This is a genomic window from Mycobacterium sp. UNC410CL29Cvi84, from assembly GCF_000686745.1.
Classification (GTDB): Bacteria; Actinomycetota; Actinomycetes; order Mycobacteriales; family Mycobacteriaceae; genus Mycobacterium; species Mycobacterium mucogenicum_B.
The window spans coordinates 136,906-154,264 of record NZ_JMLM01000003.1; the positions used below are offsets into that span (position 1 = coordinate 136,906).

Sequence of the window (17,359 nt, forward strand, 5' to 3'; positions counted from 1 at the left end):
GTCCTCTTCTTCAGGTCAATGGTGTCAGTGCGACGCCGGCGGCCGTCACCTCGACGAGGTGACGGTCTGGGATGTCCTGCCAGTCCGGGTGGTCGTCGTAGGGCTCACTGGCCAGCACCACCCCGTCGGGCCGCCGCAGAATCGACAGCGTGTCGCCCCACACGGTGGCCAGCATCCGGGAACCGTTGGCGGCCAGGATGTTCAGTCGTGCCGACGGATCGGACTCCCCGACCCGGCGCACGGTGTCGCCCAGGTTGTCCAGTCCTTCGGCGAAGATGTGGGCGGCCAGGATCGCGCTGTCGACGGTCGATTCCGCGGTCCGGGACACCGGCAGCACCGCCCGGTCGACGACGCCGTTGTGCGACAACAGCCACTGGCCGTCGGTGAACGGCGCCGACGCCGACGGTTCGATCGGCATCCCGACGGTGGCCGACCGGACGGCGGCCACCACGCACCGGCTGCGTAACGCGGGCGCCACCGACGCCAGCGACGCGTCACCCCACAAGGGGGCGGCGCTGCGCCAGCGGCGGGGTGTCTCACCGTCGAAGAAGCCGACGCCCCAGCCGTCGGCGTTGAGCAACCCGTGCTTCTGCCGGCGGGGCGAATACGACTGCACCAGAAGCCCATTCGCGGGTTCCAGGATCAGCGACGACACCGAGACCGGGTCGCCGAGCCAGCCCAGATGGCGACACATCAGCCGCGCTCCTCGTCACCCGACCAGGCCAGCCGCACACCGGAGAAGATCTGGCGGCGGATCGGGTGGTCCCAGTTACGGAAGCTGGGACGCAGGATGTCGCCCGCCACCGCCCAGGAACCACCGCGCAGCACCCGGTAGTCCCCGCTACCGGTGCCGTCGAAGAACGGCTGCGAATAGCGGTCGTAGATCATCGGTGTGAAGCCCGGCCACGGCCGCAGCGGCGAGGTGGTCCACTCCCACACGTCGCCGAGCAGCTGCTCGACGCCGTAGGCCGAGGCACCCTCCGGAAAGGCCCCCACCGGTGCCGGGCGCAGCGCATCCCCACTGAGATTTGCCCGGCTCGTATCCGGTTCGGCTGCGCCCCATGGGAATCGGCGCCGCACCCCGGCGACGGGATCCCAGGCACAGGCCTTCTCCCACTCCACTTCGGTGGGCAGCCGCGCGCCGGCCCAGGCGGCGTAGGCCTCGGCTTCGTAGAAGCTGACGTGCTGCACGGGCTCGTCGGGTGGCAGTTCCTCGACATGGCCGAACCGGACCCGCGTGGTGCCGTCGGCACTCCAGAACTGTGGCGCCACGAGATCTGCCTGCTTCCGATGCGCCCAGCCGGCCGCCGACCACCATCGGGGCTGCCGATAGCCACCGTCGGCGATGAACTCGCGCCATTCGGCATTGGTGACCGGCACCCGGCCGATCCGGAACGACGGCACGTCGACGACATGCGCGGGGCCTTCGTTGTCGAGCGCGAAAGGTTCGTCGGCCTCGTCGACGCCGAGTACGAACGGCCCGCCGGGCACCAGCACCGAGGTACCGGCGACGCCGTCACGCCCCCGCGGCAGGACGACGCCCGGCCCCAGCAACGGCGGGCCGCTGCGCAAATTCAGAGCCTGCAGCATGGTCTCGTCGTGCTGGTTCTCGTGGCTGATCACCAAGGCGAACGGGAACTGTGCACCGGCCTCGTCGGGCGCCCGGTCAAGGGCATCAAGGGCTTTGGACCGGATGGTGCGGCAGAAGGCGCGCGCATCGGTCGGCGGCAACAGCGGCAGGGACACCCGGCTGGCGCGCGAATGCACGAACGCGTCGTACAGGCTGTCCACGTCGGGCGGCAGCAGTCCGGGACGATTGAGGTCGCCGCCGCGCAGCAGCCACAGTTCTTCCTGCTGACCGATGTGCGCGAGGTCCCAGACCAGCGGGCTCATGAGCGGGTCGTACTGGCGCAGCAGTTCGGCGTCGTCGAACTCGACGAGGGCCAGAGTCCGGTCCCGGGCCCTGGTCAGCCCCCGGGCCAACAGCTCGCGCGTACTCACACCCCACCTTTCAGCCGGTCATCACATGCCAACCCGGTGATCGCCGAATCGATTCCGTGCGCGACGACCCGGTCCGCGAAATCATCGGCCGCGCTGCGCCCTTGCCGCACCTGCCGCAGCAGCCGGTCCATCGAGTCCGCCACGTCTGGCGGCGCGACCTCGGCGGCCGCTTCCACACACTGCACCGCGGCCGCCTGCAGCCGCGGATCGGCCAGTCCCACCCGCGCCGCCTGATCCCATGCGGTGGCAACCGATTCCGTTGCTTCCCAGGCGATCTTCGACAGCCGGGCATCGTCCAGCAGCGTCACCAGGGTGAACACCACAGCGGGCCACAGCTCGTCGGACACGGCGTCGAGGTAGCGGATCTCCAGCCAGCGCCGCGGCCGAACCGGTGGGAACAGCGTCGTGAGGTGGTAGTCGAGGTCGGCCTCGGTGGGGCGGCGGCCGCCGAGCAGCGTCCGCCCGTCCGCCCAGTCGGCGAACGGCACCCATTCGGTGACCGGTTCGGCCTCCGGAGTGTGCACGAGCATGACCGGCGCCTTGAGCGCGTAACGCGCCCAGTCGTTGGCGGGATCATCGCCGCTGGCGCCGAGAACCGGTCCGCAGCGGGCGGTGTCGAGCTGGCCCCAGATCCGCTGGCGCGTGCTCTGCCATCCGGTGAATTCGCCGCCCAGCATCGGCGAACTCGCCGACACCGCGATCATGGTCGGGCCCAGGGCGTGGGCCAGCCGAACGCGGTCGGCCCAGCCCTCGCGCGGGCCGGCGTCGACATTGATCTGCAGCGAGGCGGTCGACGTCATCATCGCGGCCCCGGCGGCACCGGTTCCGCCGGCCGCGAAGAACGCCTCCATGGCCCGGTACCGACCGCCGGGGTTGACCCGCGCCTGCGGCCGGAGCGGATCCGCGCCGACCTGCAGCAGGCCCAGCCCGCGGCCCCGCAACGATTCCCGCAGCACGGCCTGATCGGCCTGCATCGCCGCGATGGCGGCCCCGGCGCCGTCCAGCGGCGGACCCGACAGTTCGATGGCGCCGCCGGGCTCCATGGTGATCGTGCTGCCGCCGGGCAGCTGCGATACGGCCTCGACGGCTTCGGTCAGTTCATCCCAGCCGGGACGACGCGTCAGGTCGGACAGATCGAAGCAGTGCGCCTCGAGTTCGAGGCCGACGCGGCCGACCGGTCCGTCCCGCAGGCACCCGCCGCCGGCCAGCAGCGCGGCGCTGTACGCGCTCGACAACTCGGGGTATTCGGCGTGCGGACGACACATGGCGGTAGCGGTGCCCATCTGAACATCCCCTTCCGGGATCGGGGGCCTGTCCCCGCATCCGTTGGTTGGTGTTCCCGGACCAAGTCTGCGTTACACAAAGGCAGACGCGTCCCGAGCATTACGTGTTCGTCCGACGATGCCATGAGGCACCGACAAAAATCTGCGCAATATGTGTGCGATACCTGACTCACCCCGGGCATCGTCATTGCCCCAATGCGTTCTGCATGGCGCCGGCCAGCACATTGACCGCGAGACCGGCGTTGCCGGATTGGCAGACTTTCGCCTGCAGCAGAACGTTCTCCCGCAGTCGGGTCTGCACGAAACAGCGGCGATCGGTGTCCGCTTCCTGCTTGACCCACGCTGCGTCCGCCGGGCCGGCCTGCGCACCCGCGAAGCTCCAGACCTCGGTCCGGCCGTTCTCGAGGTGCATCGCCGTGGTCTGCCCCGCGCAACCGGTGGTCCGGTCGACGACCCGGTGAAATGCCCGCGACGCGGCCTCGGCGGTGGCGAACACGCCCACCACCTGCTTGGCCGCGTGGCTGTCATCGGTGGCCGTCGTCTGCGCCACGGCGCCGTTGAACGACGCCAGGTCCGGGTCGCCGTACACCTCGGGCAGGCCGATGTCGCCCCAGTTGTTGCACGCCGGGAGGTCGACGTAGAAGCCTTGATACGGCGCGGTGAACGTGGACTCCCAGCCCATGGGCGCGCCGATCACGTTGCCGACCGATCCCTTGCCGAGGACCGCGTACGACACCACGCCCGGGTCCGACGGTTTGGCGGCCGCGGCGGGCGCCAGGGCGAGTGCCGCGGTGACGCAGGCTGTGAACCAGATCGGGCGCGCAGTCATGGCTTCGATGATGCCAGTTGCGGCCCTCGTGTCAGCCGGTCAACCGGGCGGTAGCCCCCGCGTCGACCGGCAGGACCGTCCCGGTGATGTGGGTGCTGTCCGGGTGCGCCAGAAACATGACCGCGCGTGTGATTTCCGCGGGCTTCATGAAGGGCACCGGCTGTAGGTGCAACGACGCGAAAACCGATTCCACGTCGGCGAGCGTCGGTTGCTCCAGATCCGGCCGCATGGCACCGAACAGGGCGTCGTTGAAGGTCATTGGGGTTTCGACGTTGCCGGGCGCCACGGCATTGACGGTGATGCCGTATCCGGCCAGATCGTGCGCGGCGACCTTGGTCAGTCCGATGACGCCCCATTTGGAGGCCGCGTACGCGGCCTGACCGAAATTGCCGCTGCGGCCCAACATCGAGGACACCGTGACGATCCGCCCGAACCGGCGCGCGATCATCCCCGGCGCCACCGCGGCGATCGTGTTGAACGTGCCGGTGAGGTTGGACCCGATCACTTCATCCCACTGCGCCGATGGAACATCGGGCAGCATCGCGATGGCACTGACGCCGGCGTTGGTGACGGCGATGTCCACGCGCCCGAGCTCCACCTCGACGCGGGCCACGAACTGCTCCAGCGCACCACGGTCGGTTGTCGACAGTTTCGCTGTGACACAACGCCTTCCGATCGCCTCGACCATCTCGGCGGTGGTGGCCAGATCGGCTTCCGTCGCCAACGGGTACGCGATCTGGTCGTTGTTCTCGCACCGGTCGCAGATGGCGATATCCGCTCCCGCCTCGGCCAGCGCCACCGCGTGCGATCGCCCCATTCCCCGTGCGCCGCCGGTGATCAACGCGACGAGGCCGTCAAAGTCGGCCATACAGCTCCTATCTCAGTTCGGCTTGCCGGTGACCACACAGTGGGTCTGGCTGTAGATGGTGGGCATGCACAGATTGCAGTGTGTGCAGCCCGATTTCACCGTCCTGTCGGCTTGAATCCGGTTGAGCAGGTCCGGTTCGGCGAGCAGGGCCCGGCCCATCGCGACGAACTCGAAACCCTCGGCCATGGCCAGGTCCATGGTTTCCCGGTTGGTGATGCCACCCAACAGAATCAGCGGCATCGACAGCTCGGCGCGGAACTGGCGAGCCTGCTGCAGCAGGTAGGCCTCCTGGTAGGGGTACTCGCGGAAGAACCTGTGCCCACTCATCCGGATGCCCCAGCTGATCGGCGGTATGAAGTTCGCGGCGAACTCCTTGACCGGCGCATCGCCGCGGAACAGGTACATCGGGTTCACCAACGAGCTGCCGGCGGTGAGCTCCAGCGCGTCCAGCGCGCCGTCCTCTTGCAGCCATTGCGCGGTCTGCAGCGACTCCTCCATCGGGATGCCGCCCCGCACCCCGTCGCTCATGTTGAGTTTGGCGATCACCGCGATCTGATCCCCGACGGCCTCGCGCACCGCCTGCACCGTGCCGCGGGCGACCTTGGCGCGGTTGTACAGCGAGCCGCCGAACTCGTCGCGGCGCTTGTTGATCAGCGGCGACAGGAACGAGGACGCGAAGTAGTTGTGGCCCAGGTGCACCTCGACGGCGTCGAACCCGGCCTCGATCGCCAACCGGGCGGCGCCCGCGTGCGCGGCCATCACCGCGTCGATATCGGCGCGGGTGGCCTTGCGGGCGAACCGCATCGACAGCGGGTTGAACAACCGCACCGGCGCCAACGCGGTGGCCCTGTTGGTGCGCGCGTTGGCGACCGGGCCGGCATGCCCGATCTGCGCGCTGATCGCCGCCCCCTCACCGTGAACCGCCGTGGTCAACTTCTGCAGCCCCGGGATCGCCTCCGGTCGCATCCACAACTGCCACCCATCGGTACGCCCACCCGGGGACACCGCGCAATAGGCCACCGTCGTCATCCCCACCCCACCCGCGGCCGGCAACCGGTGATAGCGGATCAAATCGTCGGTGACCAGCGCATCCGGGGTCGCCGCCTCGAACGTCGCCGCCTTGATCACCCGATTACGCAACGTGATCGGACCGAGCTTTGCCGGCTGGAAGGGATCGGGTGCCATTCTGTCAGGGGTCCTTTCGGTAAGTCTTGATGCAGCAACGTCTTTCACGGTCTCGCACCGTGCTGGGTGGCAGTCCCGGGCGGGATCTTGAACGGGTCGGCGGCCTGGCCGGACAGGTTGGCGAGTGCACCCATCAGGAAATCCGGTGGATTGACGATCTCGGACAGCCGCGGCATGTTCGGGTCGAGCGCCGATGTGGTGAGCAGGTTTTCGCCCAGCCGCCGCAGGGTGAGGTCGAACGTCGAGAAGACGTTGAGGTAGTCGCCGCGAACGGCATTGCGCAGGTACTTCTGGGCGAACGGGAACGTGGGCAGGATTTCCAGATCGTGAATGAAATCGTCGGCGTTGTCGTTGAGGGCCTTGATGACGGGAAACGCGTCCTTGAGGTCGGCAGCGAAGTCGTCTTTGGTCTGCGACAGAACGCGTTCGGCCGTTGCGGCCAACCTGCGCAGTGCGCCGAACGCCGCGACGACGTCGGCGCGATTTCGGTTCAGGACATCGAGTGCGGCGGGCAGCATCTCCAGCGTCCGCCCCAGCGCATCGGCGTCCCGTGCCAATGCCGCCGCGGTCCGGTCGACGCCCTCGACCGCCGCGATGATGGTGCCGGTTTGCGTATCGAGGAAGCCGGTCAGCTCGGCCAGCTTCGCCACCAAACCGGTGAACGTCGCCGCGCGCCCGGCCACGGCCGCATAGGCTTCGTTCGTAATATCCTGCAGGGCACCGAGATTGCCGTTGTTGATGATGACGCCGATCGCGGCCAGCACCTCTTCGGTGGTGGGATAGTGACCCGCCCGGCCGATCCTGATGTGCGCGCCGTCGGCCAGTTTGGCGGGCACCGGCTGGTTCGGGGGCACCAGTTCGATGTGCTGGGAACCGAGCAGCGACGTCTGTCCCACTGTCACCGAGACGTTCGCGGGGAGATCCACCTGACGGTCCAGCGAAAGACGAACGGCCGCATACACCGTGCTGTCGGCTCGTTGCCTGACGGCGACCCCGGAGACGCTTCCCACCGTCACGTCTCCGACCTTGACCGGCGAATTCTGCGGTAGGCCAACGACGCTGTCCAGCTCAACGGTCACCTCGAATGAGCCCGGTCCGTGACCGGCCGTGCCCGGCAACGACAGCGAATTCAACCCGTCGAACTGGCACCCCGACACCGCGGCAGCAATACCGGCCAGGATCGCGCCGCCACGCAGCCCGACACGGCGATCACCCATTCTCCGAGCACCTGCCCTTCGAGGGGTCCGGTGCTCCGCCGATGGGAATGATGATGTCGCTGCCCGCGGGCCCGCTGAGCTTGATCCGGCTGGAGCAGAAGAAGATGTTGAAGAACGCCCCGTAGGCGCCGAGTGAGTTGAGCCGCAGGTAGCTCTCGGCGAGGGGCTCGATGGCGGCGTTGACCTCAGCCTTCCGCTCGTAGGCCCGCTGCGCGAAGGGGCGCACATTCTCGAGGACGCCCTGGACCGGCCGCCGCCCGCGCTCCAGCATTTGGGTCATCTCCACCGACGACGCGGCCAGCGGCGCGATGGCTCCGGCGAGAGAATCACGGTCGCGCGCCAGACCCGTCAGCAGCTGCTGGAGCGTGTCGATACTGGTGCCGAACTGCCGGCTCTTCGAATCCACAGTCCCGAGAACCACGTTGAGGTTGGTGACGACGTCGCCGATGAGCTGATCACGGCCGGAGAGGTTCTGCGCGAAGTTGCCCGTCGTCGAAAGTAGTTGGGACACAGCACCGCCCTGACCCTGAAGCAGATCGATGACGGCGGCGGTGATGGCGTTGACCTTGTCGCCGTCGAGACCCTTGAGTACGGGACGCAGACCACCCAGGAGCGCGTCGAGGTCTACGGCAGGCTGGGTATGGCTCAACGGGATGGTCGCCCCGGCCGCAAGCGCGTGCAAATCGCCTGCGGCGAAGGCCAATTCGAGATAGCGGTCGCCCGTCAGGTTCAGGTAGCGAATGACGGCCCTGGTCGACGTGTACAGGCGGTAGCGCGAATCGACACTGAAGAGCACGTCGACGGTGTTGTCGGCGCTCAGCGACACGCGGTCGACCTTGCCCACCGGCAACCCGGCCATCCGCACGTCCTGCCCGGCCGCCAGACGTGAGGCATCGGTGAACTGGGCGTGATACCGCTCGCCCGCCCCGAACCGGAACTGGCCGAACACCACCACCAGCGCGGCGGCGACCAACAACATCACCACGGTGAACGCAGTCACCTTCGCCCCGGCAGCCATCGCCAACCTCCTTAATTAGTGATCCAGTGGTACACTAATTACCGGGGTGACGTCAATGGCATCGCCGACAGTCGGGGGCTGTGATGATGGACCCGTGAGCAGTCAGTCAGGCCCGGGTCGGCCACGGGACGCGAGTATCGACGATCGTGTCCTCACGGCGACCCGGGAGCTCCTGTCCGAGGGCGGGTTTCAGGAATTGAGCATGCGCCTGGTCGCGCAGCGCTCCGGCGTCACGCGCGCCAGCCTGGCGCGGCGATGGCCGTCGAAGGCCGCGTTGGTCATCGATGCGGTGATGGGCGTGGCACCCGACCTGACGCCGTTCGATGGAACCGATGTCTACGGCTGGATAGATTTCGTCGTCCGCGGCAGCCGCGCCCTGTTCAACCGCCCCGACATGAAGGCTGCGGCACCCGACCTGACCCAGGCTTTGGTCGAAGACAAACAGCTGGGGCGGTCGCTGTGGAATCGGTTCACGGGACCGGCGGTCGAACTGTTCGCCGACGACGTCGGAGCACAGACCGCCGAGGAGCGGCGCAGTGCGGAACTGGACGCGCGCGCCGTCCTGATCATGGCGGCGGGTGCCGCCATGTACGTGTCCACCATCGCCGCCGACGACGACTCCGCCGAGCTCGAGGAACGGATCGTCGAACTGCTGACTGCCGGCTATCGAGCAGTGACCGCGAACCGGCCGGCGGCCGACGGACAGGCCTAGAACAGGCGACAGGCCGCACCCTGCGCGGGCACGGCCTGTCGTTTGATGCGGGACTGTGGTGAGGTCAGCGACCGGGCTGGGCCGGTCCGGGCTGGCCGGGCGCCTGCGGGCCGGGACCACCCGGGCCCTGTCCACCGGGGCCTCCCGGTCCCTGCCAGCCGGGGCCGCTGGGGCCCTGCCAGCCCGGACCACCGGGGAACATCGGGTGCCACATGCCGCCGCCGCGCGGTCCGTGCCCCTCGCGGAACTCAGCGGTGTCCTGTCCGCGGTGGTGCTTGTGCCAGCCGTGGTGGCCGCCGCCGGAATGCGCGCCGAGGACGAAGCCGGAGAAGAAGATCGTCGCGACGATGAACACGATGCCCGCGACGATGCCAACCCAGGCCAGCACCTTGTTGAGCTTGCTGGACTTGTGCTCGACGGGCGGTGCGGCCACCGCGGTGGCCGTTGCTACGGGCGGGAACGAGTCCGTCGGAGTATCCGGCGTCTCGGGCGTTTCTTTAGGGGTTTCGTCACTCATGTCATCGATGATCCGTCCGTCAACCACTGCGGTGGCTAGGTTGCGCGTAAGAATCAGCTATGAGGCGCGCGGCGCGGTAGCGTGGCCTGTGTAGCGGAGCTTCGGCCGGGCTTTGGGGGCCGGCCGACGCTCCGATATCAGCACGCGGCAGAAAAGGTGAGATGTCCAGAACCACCCTGCGCGCCGCGGCCCTTGCCTGCGGCACCGCGTTGCTCCTGACCCTCACCCCGGCGTGCGCGAAGCAGACCGCCGTGCTGACGGGCCCGGCGCCGACCGCGTCGCCGACGGCCGTCTCCCGTACCCAGGGGCCGGTGCCGACGACCAAGAGCAAGTCCGGGCTGGCCGTCTGCCAGCTGTCGTCGCTGCCACCCGAGACCACCACCACCGTCGACCTCATCCACCGCGGCGGGCCGTTCCCCTATTCGCGGGACGGCATCGTGTTCGGCAACTTCGAGCGCCGGCTGCCGAACCAGCAGCGTGGCTACTACCACGAGTACACGGTGCCCACGCCGGGCGCGAAGACCCGCGGCACACGGCGGGTCATCACCGGCGGTGAGCCGCCGACCAACCCACCGGAGTTCTACTACACCGGCGACCACTACGAGACGTTCTGCCAGATCGGAGGAGCGTGAAGACGTTCACCGTGCGGGGTGCGCGGATCCATTCCCGCGCAGACCTTTTCACCGAGCTGGGCCACGCGGTCAATGGCGCCGGCGGCTATTTCGGCAGCAATCTGGACGCACTGGCCGACTGCCTCGGCGGCGGCTTCGGCACGCCGGACGACGAACCGTTCCGCTTCGTGCTGACCGACAGCGCAAAAGCCAAGAAGGCCTTGGATTCTCACACCTGGTCCGGGTTGCTCGACGTGTTCGACAGCGCCGGGATCGACCTGGTGCTGCGCTGACGACAGCGCCTAGGGCTTCACCGGATTCACCGCGAACTGGATGACGCGGTACGGCGCGGTATCGCGCGGTGTGGTGTTCCACTGGCTGACCAGGATGCGCAGTTCATCGAGCGTCGAGCCCGGCGAGATGTAGCCACCGTACGGCTGCGCCAGCTGATTGTCTTGCGGCTCAGGCAGTTCGTCGGCCTGCTCCGGCCAGCCGCCGGCCACCACGACGGTCGTCACCGGCGCGGTGCCGAGTTCGGTCGGCGTGTTCGCCACGCGGACCTCCATGTTGCCGGTGCTGCTGTTGAAGTACGACAGCACCGTCTTGCCGTCGACCTGTTTCATGCTCATCTCGCCGATCAGGTCGCGCCACAACGGAGTTGGCGGTTTGCCCCAGCCCGCTGCGGCAGACCAGCCCTGCCAGCTGGACCGGTCCGTGAACGCCTGCGGCGTGGCCCGGTAGAGGTAGGCCGGGCTGCTGCGGTCGAAGTTGTTGGCGACCAGGTAAACCCAGCCACGCGGCGAGTCCGCGGTGGGCACCGGGTCGTAGTAGCCGGTGATCTGGCTCTGCGCTCCCCCGGCATATCCGGCCGGCCGCACAGACCCCGGCACGGTCGGCCACGCGCCGCGCGCCGGGTCGGCCTTGACCAGTCGCGAGCTCGCCGGTTTCAGATCGCGCGTGGTGGTGATCAACAGGTAGTTCTCCCGGTTGATGCTCACCACTCCGGCCGGAAGTTGCGACGTGCCAGGAATTTTGGCGTCGGCCAGCAGCGGCTTGTCGACGCCCATGACGCCGCGGTACCGCAGGCCGTCCGGGGAGTTGACGGAGTCGGTCTCGACGTGCAGCGCGACGGGCGCGTACCAGCCGCCGAATCCGACACCCTGCCCGGCGAAGCTGTCACCGCAGATCTGCAGGATGCCGCTCGGGAACTCCATGAACTCACAGAGGTCCGTCGCACCGATGCCGTAATCGGCTGTCGGCGTGCCGGTTCCGGCGACCGGACCGATACGGGTCACCTCGCCGACGACGAGCGGTTTGAGCACCGGGGTCGGTACCGGCGCAGGCGGATCGGCCTGCGCCGTCGGCACCCCCATGCCGAGCCCGAGCACCAGCGCCGCGACCGACGCTGCCCCCGCCCGCAAGATCAGCGCGCGGCGAGCAGTTCGGCGATCTGAACAGTGTTGAGCGCCGCGCCCTTTCGCAGGTTGTCGCCCGAGACGAACAGTGCGAGGCCACGACCGTCGGGCACGCCCGGGTCCTGGCGGATGCGGCCCACCAGCGAGTCGTCGGCACCGGCGGCGGCCAGCGGCGTCGGCACGTCGACCAGCGAGACGCCGGCGGCAGCGGCCAGCAGCTCACGGGCCCGCTCGACCGAAAGCGGCTGCGCGAACTCGGCATTGATCGACAGCGAGTGTCCGGTGAAGACCGGCACGCGCACGCAGGTGCCGCTCACGGCCAGCTCCGGGATACCGAGGATCTTGCGGCTCTCGTTGCGCAGCTTCTGGTCCTCATCGGTCTCACCCGAGCCGTCGTCGACGAGCGAGCCGGCCAGCGGGATGACGTTGAAGGCAATGGGCGCAACGTATTTCACGGGCGCCGGGAACTCCAGCGCCGAACCGTCGTGCACCAGCTGCTCGGCACCGCCGATGACGGCGCGGGCCTGCGAGGCCAGTTCGTCGACGCCGGCGAGTCCGGAACCGGACACGGCCTGGTAGCTCGACACGATGAGGCGGGTCAGTCCGGCCTCATCGTGCAGCGGCTTGAGGACCGGCATGGCGGCCATGGTGGTGCAGTTCGGGTTGGCGATGATGCCCTTGGCGAGCTGCTTGCCGCGGACGTCGCGGTCGAAGTTGACCTCCGAAACCACCAGCGGCACATCGGAATCCTTGCGCCACGCCGACGAGTTGTCGATCACCGTCACGCCGGCGGCGGCGAAGCGCGGGGCCTGCACGCGCGACATGGTCGCGCCGGCGGAGAACAGGGCGATGTCCAGACCCGACGGGTCGGCGGTCTCGCTGTTCTCGACCTCGATCTCCTGACCGCGGAACGTCAGCTTCTTGCCCTCGGACCGCGCCGAGGCGAAGAACCGCACCGAGGTCGCCGGGAAGTCGCGCTCCTCGAGAAGCTTGCGCATGACCTGGCCGACCTGGCCGGTCGCACCCACCACACCGATGTTCACCATGACTAACGCCCCGTTCCGCCGTAGACCACGGCGGCCTCTTCGCTGGCGAAGCCGAAGGCCTCGTGCAGCGCCGCGACAGCCTTGTCCAGCTCGGTGTCCTTGACCAGTACCGAGATTCGAATCTCGGAGGTCGAGATCAGGTCGATGTTGACGCCGACCTCGGCCAGCGTCTCGCAGAACTTGGCAGTGACGCCGGGGTGGCTGCGCATACCGGCGCCGACCAGCGACACCTTGCCGATGTGATCGTCGTAGAGAACCTGCGAGAAACCGATCTCGTCCTTGAGGGACGTCAGCTTCTCGACAGCGCCCGGGCCGTTCTCGCGCGAACAGGTGAAGGTGATGTCGGTCTTGCCGTCCTCCACCTTCGAGATATTCTGCAGCACCATGTCGATGTTGACGTCGGCGTCGGCGACCGCGCGGAACACCTTGGCGGCGTAGCCCGGAACGTCGGGCACGCCGACGACGGTGACCTTCGCCTCGCTGCGGTCGTGGGCAACTCCGGTGAGGATGGCGTCTTCCATGGGGATGTCCTCGATCGATCCTTTGACAATGGTGCCGGCCTTGTTGGAGTACGAGGACCGGACGTGAATCGGAACGTTGTAGCGGCGGGCGTATTCCACGCAGCGCAGCATCAACACTTTGGCTCCGCAGGCCGCCATCTCCAGCATCTCCTCGAAGGAGACGGTGTCCAGGTGACGGGCATTGGGGACGATGCGCGGATCGGCGGTGAAGATGCCGTCCACGTCGGTGTAAATCTCGCAGACGTCGGCGTTCAGCGCGGCGGCCAGCGCCACGGCGGTGGTGTCCGAGCCGCCACGGCCCAGCGTGGTGACGTCCTTACTGTCCTGGCTGACGCCCTGGAAGCCGGCGACCAGCACGATGAGGCCCTCGTCGAGGGCGTCGCGCAGGCGGCCCGGGGTGACGTCGATGATCTTGGCGTTGCCGTGCGTGCCGGTGGTGATCACGCCGGCCTGCGAGCCGGTGAACGACCGGGCCTGCGCGCCGAGGGACTCGATGGCCATCGCGACGAGGGCGTTCGAGATGCGCTCACCCGCGGTGAGCAGCATGTCCATCTCACGGGCCGGTGGCGCCGGGGATACCTGGCGGGCCAGATCCAGCAGGTCATCGGTGGTGTCGCCCATGGCCGAGACCACGACGACGACGTCATTGCCGGCCTTCTTGGTTTCGACGATTCGCTCGGCGACTCGACGGATTCGCTCGGCGTCAGACACCGAGGATCCGCCGTACTTCTGGACGACGAGCGCCACTGTTCGCGTTTCCTTCTCTGAATTGGCAGCAAGCATCTGCATCAATGCTGTTCCAAGGATAAGGGAGGGGTGAACCCGTTTTTGTTGCCCGGTCACCTGCCGGACCTGCAAGGCGGGAGACGTTCGTCACTCCCGCCCGGATCAGAAGATGTCGGTGAGCTTCCGCTGTGCCGGGCAGGCGTCGGTCAGCGCCTTCATCTGTTCCGTGATCTGCGCGTTGATCGCCGACAGCTGGTAGGCCTCGGTCGGTGCGGGGGCGCCGGGCGCCCGGCCCTGGGCGGCGATCCGGTACGCGTCCAGCGCCGAGGCGAACTGCGAGGCCAGCGTCGCCAGCTGCACGGCGTTGGCTGCGACCTTGTCGCCGGTGACCTTCTGGGCCCGCTCGGCCATGCCGTCGGCCCAGGCCCGGTAGGCGGTCTCCTCAGCGATGGTCGGGACGCCATTGTTGTTCTTGTCGATCTTCGACTCGATCTGCACGGCCTGCGCCTTGTTGTAGTCGAGCATGTCGCGCACCGGTTTGCACTCCGGCGTCGGCCCGCGGAACTCGGTCTGCCACACCACCAGGCCGATGACGACGGCGAGCGCGACCGCGATGCCGATCTTCCAGCTGCGGTCCAGGCTCAACAACCATCTCGTCAACACGGTCGAACTGTATCGGCACAGCCAGGGCCACGCCCATTACACCTGGCCAGGACGTTGTCACCCGACAGCCCAACCTCGTTTTGGCGATCTACCGGACGGGAGTAAACTCGTTACCGATGTATAGCGCGCGGGTGCTCCTCCTCGGACGCCGCGACGGGGTCTGATCCGACCGGCCTCCCGTCGCGGGGGTTTGAGATGCGCCGGTCCTGACCTTCTTCTAGGTCCCATCAAGACAGACCGGAGCAAAAAACCGTGACCACTTACTCCCCCGATTCTTCTGCCGACTCCTTCTCGTCGGTACGCGCCATCACCACCCCGTCCGGCCCGCGCCGCGAGGGCCAGCCGTCCTGGAACACCCAGCGCAATTCCGCGATGCCGGTCAGCCGCTACCGCAGCTTCGCCTTGGAAGTTCCGGGGGGAGAGCCGCCTGCGTCTTTCGACCGCACCTGGCCCGACAAGGTCGCCACCGTCGCACCCGGCTGGTGTGCGGTCGACCTGCGCGACGGCAACCAGGCCCTGATCGACCCGATGAGCCCCGAGCGCAAGCGCCGGATGTTCGACCTGCTGGTCCGCATGGGCTACAAGGAGATCGAGGTCGGCTTCCCGTCAGCCAGCCAGACCGACTTCGACTTCGTCCGCGAGATCATCGAGCAGGGCGCGATCCCCGAGGACGTCACCATCCAGGTGCTGACGCAGTGCCGGCCCGAGCTGATCGAGCGCACCTTCGAGGCCTGCAACGGCGCGCCGCGCGTGATCGTGCACTTCTACAACTCGACGTCGATCCTGCAGCGCCGCGTGGTGTTCCGCGCCGACCGCGAGGCCGTCAAGAAGATCGCCACCGACGGCGCCAAGCTGTGCGTCGAAGAGGCCAAGAAGTACCCCGGCACGCTGTGGCGCTTCGAGTACTCGCCCGAGTCCTACACCGGCACCGAGCTGGAGTACGCCGTCGAGGTGTGCAACGCGGTCGCCGAGGTCGTCCAGCCCACGCCGGACTGGCCGCTGATCGTGAACCTGCCGGCGACCGTCGAGATGGCGACGCCGAACGTCTACGCCGACTCGATCGAGTGGATGAACCGGCACCTGGCGCCGCGCGACTCGATCATCCTGAGCCTGCACCCGCACAACGACCGTGGCGAGGGCGTCGCGGCCGCCGAGCTGGGCTACCTGGCCGGCGCCGACCGCATCGAGGGCTGCCTGTTCGGCAACGGTGAGCGCACCGGCAACGTCTGCCTGGTGACGCTGGGCCTGAACCTGTTCAGCCGTGGTGTCGATCCGCAGATCGACTTCTCCAACATCGACGAGATCCGTCGCACGGTCGAGTACTGCAACCAGCTGCCCGTCGCCGAGCGCCACCCCTACGGCGGTGACCTGGTCTACACGGCGTTCTCCGGCAGCCACCAGGACGCCATCAACAAGGGCCTGGACCAGATGAAGGTGGACGCAGATGCTGCCGACGCCGACGTCGACGACATCCTGTGGCAGGTGCCGTACCTGCCCATCGATCCGAAGGACGTCGGCCGCACCTACGAGGCCGTCATCCGTGTGAACTCGCAGTCCGGCAAGGGCGGCGTCGCCTACATCATGAAGGCCGATCACGGCCTGGTGCTGCCGCGCCGGCTGCAGATGGAGTTCAGCCAGGCGATCCAGAAGATCACCGACGGCGAAGGCGGCGAGGTCTCCCCGAAGGAGATGTGGGACGTCTTCAACGAGGAGTACCTGTCGCCCATCACCCCGCTGGAGCGCATGCGGCAGCGTGTCGACGCGTCCGAAGAGGACGGCGGCACCGACACCATCACCGCCATCGTCAAGATCGACGGTGAGGAGCGCGAGATCGTCGGCGCCGGTAACGGCCCGCTGGCGGCCTTCACCGACGCACTGGGCGCCGTCGGCTTCCACGTCAACGTCCTGGACTACTCCGAGCACGCCATGTCGGCCGGTGAGGAAGCGCAGGCCGCGGCCTACGTCGAGGCGTCGATCGGCGGCAAGACGGTGTGGGGCGTCGGCATCGCGCCGTCGATCACCACGGCGTCGCTGCGCGCCGTCGTGTCGGCGGTGAACCGGGCCGCGCGCGGCTAGTCGCAGACCGTCAGCTCGGCGCGCCGGGTTCGCCGGACACCCGGAGAACCCGGGCGCACCAGCCGACGGCCTGCTTCGCAAAGTCTTGTGCGCTAACGGTTTTCGACTCGTCGAGCAGCCGCTCGTTGATCAGGGTGGCCACGCCGCCGACGCAGAACAGGGCGGCGTCGAAGCTCTCCTGATCGGCATCGCGGTCGGGCTGCAGCAACGCCAGAATCGCGGCAGCCACCCGGTGTTGTGCGATGCGGATGTGCTCGGAGACCGATTCGATGTGCCGGGCGTCGGTCAGGAAAATCCGGACGGCCAGCGGGTCACTCTCGGCGTGCTCGATGAACCCGGCCAGACCGAGCGTCAGCCGGGTTTGGACGGTGGCCTCTTCGGGCGCACTCCCCCCGGCCAGCATCGCGGCGAAGGGCCCCTCCAGCACGTCGTCGATGACGGCGCCGATCAGCGCACCGAGGCCGGCAAACTGCTCATAGAAGTAGCGGTCGGTGAGTTTGGCGCGGGCCGAGACCGCCCGGACGCTCAGTGCCGACAGCCCGCCTTCACGCCACAACGATTCGGCCGCATCCAGTAGCAACCGCCGTCGATCGGCCCGTCGCTCCTCCGCTGACCTGCCGGAGTACCTGCGCTGCGGCGCGCCGCTCGATCCGTCGTCAGCCATCTGGCGC

General features: G+C 68.1%; 18 protein-coding genes. 4 read left to right on the forward strand and 14 right to left on the reverse strand.

All coding sequences use genetic code 11. The features are described from left to right. Nucleotides 1-10: 10 nt before the first annotated feature. The 8 genes from egtC to BR47_RS0106910 all read right to left on the reverse strand — a co-directional run bounded on the left by egtC (nucleotide 11) and on the right by BR47_RS0106910 (nucleotide 8,401). Nucleotides 11-694, reverse strand: coding sequence for an ergothioneine biosynthesis protein EgtC (gene egtC, locus BR47_RS0106875; RefSeq protein ID WP_029119014.1), 684 nt, complete (start codon nucleotides 692-694; stop codon nucleotides 11-13). Next, the gene (gene egtB, locus BR47_RS0106880) at nucleotides 694-2,001 is read right to left on the reverse strand and encodes an ergothioneine biosynthesis protein EgtB (protein ID WP_029119015.1); all 1,308 of its coding nucleotides are present in this window, start codon (nucleotides 1,999-2,001) and stop codon (nucleotides 694-696) included. The genes egtC and egtB overlap by 1 nt, the downstream gene beginning before the upstream one ends. Then, on the reverse strand, nucleotides 1,998-3,284 hold the full coding sequence (egtA, locus tag BR47_RS0106885) for an ergothioneine biosynthesis glutamate--cysteine ligase EgtA (protein ID WP_051634658.1): 1,287 nt from the start codon (nucleotides 3,282-3,284) through the stop codon (nucleotides 1,998-2,000). The genes egtB and egtA overlap by 4 nt, the downstream gene beginning before the upstream one ends. 184 nt (nucleotides 3,285-3,468) lie before the next feature. Beyond that, nucleotides 3,469-4,113: a sensor domain-containing protein gene (locus BR47_RS0106890; protein WP_029119017.1), complete on the reverse strand. Its 645-nt coding sequence runs from the start codon at nucleotides 4,111-4,113 to the stop codon at nucleotides 3,469-3,471. 31 nt (nucleotides 4,114-4,144) lie between these two features. Then, on the reverse strand, nucleotides 4,145-4,981 hold the full coding sequence (locus tag BR47_RS0106895) for a mycofactocin-coupled SDR family oxidoreductase (RefSeq protein WP_029119018.1): 837 nt from the start codon (nucleotides 4,979-4,981) through the stop codon (nucleotides 4,145-4,147). Between the two features lie 12 nt (nucleotides 4,982-4,993). Then, complete coding sequence (locus BR47_RS0106900; protein ID WP_029119019.1) at nucleotides 4,994-6,166, reverse strand: NADH:flavin oxidoreductase; 1,173 nt, start codon at nucleotides 6,164-6,166, stop codon at nucleotides 4,994-4,996. Nucleotides 6,167-6,210: 44 nt separating this feature from the next. Then, complete coding sequence (locus tag BR47_RS0106905) at nucleotides 6,211-7,383, reverse strand: MCE family protein (RefSeq protein ID WP_029119020.1); 1,173 nt, start codon at nucleotides 7,381-7,383, stop codon at nucleotides 6,211-6,213. Next, on the reverse strand, nucleotides 7,376-8,401 hold the full coding sequence (locus tag BR47_RS0106910) for an MCE family protein (protein ID WP_029119021.1): 1,026 nt from the start codon (nucleotides 8,399-8,401) through the stop codon (nucleotides 7,376-7,378). The genes BR47_RS0106905 and BR47_RS0106910 overlap by 8 nt, the downstream gene beginning before the upstream one ends. Nucleotides 8,402-8,495: 94 nt before the next feature. Between BR47_RS0106910 and BR47_RS0106915 the strand changes: the two genes are divergently transcribed. Next, nucleotides 8,496-9,113 (forward strand): TetR/AcrR family transcriptional regulator, encoded by a 618-nt coding sequence (locus BR47_RS0106915; protein WP_029105119.1) that lies wholly within the window; start codon nucleotides 8,496-8,498, stop codon nucleotides 9,111-9,113. A gap of 64 nt (nucleotides 9,114-9,177) precedes the next feature. Here BR47_RS0106915 and BR47_RS0106920 read toward each other — a convergent pair whose 3' ends face one another. Then, nucleotides 9,178-9,630 (reverse strand): hypothetical protein, encoded by a 453-nt coding sequence (locus BR47_RS0106920; RefSeq protein ID WP_029119022.1) that lies wholly within the window; start codon nucleotides 9,628-9,630, stop codon nucleotides 9,178-9,180. Nucleotides 9,631-9,791: 161 nt separating this feature from the next. Between BR47_RS0106920 and BR47_RS0106925 the strand changes: the two genes are divergently transcribed. Together BR47_RS0106925 and BR47_RS0106930 are read left to right on the forward strand one after the other, a co-directional pair. Beyond that, nucleotides 9,792-10,262 carry a guanyl-specific ribonuclease gene (locus tag BR47_RS0106925; protein ID WP_029119023.1) on the forward strand — a complete coding sequence of 157 codons (471 nt, stop codon included), beginning with the start codon at nucleotides 9,792-9,794 and terminating at the stop codon, nucleotides 10,260-10,262. Then, nucleotides 10,259-10,534: a barstar family protein gene (locus BR47_RS0106930; protein WP_029119024.1), complete on the forward strand. Its 276-nt coding sequence runs from the start codon at nucleotides 10,259-10,261 to the stop codon at nucleotides 10,532-10,534. Before BR47_RS0106925 ends, BR47_RS0106930 begins: the two co-directional genes overlap by 4 nt. Before the next feature lie 9 nt (nucleotides 10,535-10,543). Here BR47_RS0106930 and BR47_RS0106935 read toward each other — a convergent pair whose 3' ends face one another. The 4 genes from BR47_RS0106935 to BR47_RS0106950 form a co-directional block, all read right to left on the reverse strand. Continuing rightward, complete coding sequence (locus BR47_RS0106935; protein ID WP_051634681.1) at nucleotides 10,544-11,614, reverse strand: DUF4185 domain-containing protein; 1,071 nt, start codon at nucleotides 11,612-11,614, stop codon at nucleotides 10,544-10,546. 50 nt (nucleotides 11,615-11,664) lie between these two features. After that, nucleotides 11,665-12,702 (reverse strand): aspartate-semialdehyde dehydrogenase, encoded by a 1,038-nt coding sequence (locus BR47_RS0106940; RefSeq protein WP_029119026.1) that lies wholly within the window; start codon nucleotides 12,700-12,702, stop codon nucleotides 11,665-11,667. 2 nt (nucleotides 12,703-12,704) lie between these two features. Then, nucleotides 12,705-13,970: an aspartate kinase gene (locus tag BR47_RS0106945; RefSeq protein WP_020101018.1), complete on the reverse strand. Its 1,266-nt coding sequence runs from the start codon at nucleotides 13,968-13,970 to the stop codon at nucleotides 12,705-12,707. A gap of 141 nt (nucleotides 13,971-14,111) precedes the next feature. Beyond that, the gene (locus BR47_RS0106950) at nucleotides 14,112-14,612 is read right to left on the reverse strand and encodes a hypothetical protein (protein ID WP_225433761.1); all 501 of its coding nucleotides are present in this window, start codon (nucleotides 14,610-14,612) and stop codon (nucleotides 14,112-14,114) included. A gap of 252 nt (nucleotides 14,613-14,864) precedes the next feature. Between BR47_RS0106950 and leuA the strand changes: the two genes are divergently transcribed. Further along, complete coding sequence (gene leuA / locus BR47_RS0106955) at nucleotides 14,865-16,688, forward strand: 2-isopropylmalate synthase (protein WP_029119028.1); 1,824 nt, start codon at nucleotides 14,865-14,867, stop codon at nucleotides 16,686-16,688. Between the two features lie 10 nt (nucleotides 16,689-16,698). On the opposite strand, the gene BR47_RS31945 is transcribed toward leuA, so the two are convergent. Then, entirely contained in the window at nucleotides 16,699-17,352 is a 654-nt protein-coding gene (locus BR47_RS31945) for a TetR/AcrR family transcriptional regulator (protein ID WP_081633381.1), read from the reverse strand. Between the last annotated feature and the right edge of the window lie 7 nt (nucleotides 17,353-17,359).

Bases quoted from the DNA above. Each gene is read 5' to 3' on its own strand.
- egtC (WP_029119014.1), bottom strand. From the start codon at position 694: ATGTGTCGCCATCTGGGCTGGCTCGGCGACCCGGTCTCGGTGTCGTCG.
- egtA (WP_051634658.1), bottom strand. From the start codon at position 3,284: ATGGGCACCGCTACCGCCATGTGTCGTCCGCACGCCGAATACCCCGAG.
- BR47_RS0106890 (WP_029119017.1), bottom strand. From the start codon at position 4,113: ATGACTGCGCGCCCGATCTGGTTCACAGCCTGCGTCACCGCGGCACTC.
- BR47_RS0106895 (WP_029119018.1), bottom strand. From the start codon at position 4,981: ATGGCCGACTTTGACGGCCTCGTCGCGTTGATCACCGGCGGCGCACGG.
- BR47_RS0106900 (WP_029119019.1), bottom strand. From the start codon at position 6,166: ATGGCACCCGATCCCTTCCAGCCGGCAAAGCTCGGTCCGATCACGTTG.
- BR47_RS0106905 (WP_029119020.1), bottom strand. From the start codon at position 7,383: ATGGGTGATCGCCGTGTCGGGCTGCGTGGCGGCGCGATCCTGGCCGGT.
- BR47_RS0106910 (WP_029119021.1), bottom strand. From the start codon at position 8,401: ATGGCTGCCGGGGCGAAGGTGACTGCGTTCACCGTGGTGATGTTGTTG.
- BR47_RS0106920 (WP_029119022.1), bottom strand. From the start codon at position 9,630: ATGAGTGACGAAACCCCTAAAGAAACGCCCGAGACGCCGGATACTCCG.
- BR47_RS0106925 (WP_029119023.1), top strand. From the start codon at position 9,792: ATGTCCAGAACCACCCTGCGCGCCGCGGCCCTTGCCTGCGGCACCGCG.
- BR47_RS0106935 (WP_051634681.1), bottom strand. From the start codon at position 11,614: ATGGGGGTGCCGACGGCGCAGGCCGATCCGCCTGCGCCGGTACCGACC.
- BR47_RS0106940 (WP_029119026.1), bottom strand. From the start codon at position 12,702: ATGGTGAACATCGGTGTGGTGGGTGCGACCGGCCAGGTCGGCCAGGTC.
- BR47_RS31945 (WP_081633381.1), bottom strand. From the start codon at position 17,352: ATGGCTGACGACGGATCGAGCGGCGCGCCGCAGCGCAGGTACTCCGGC.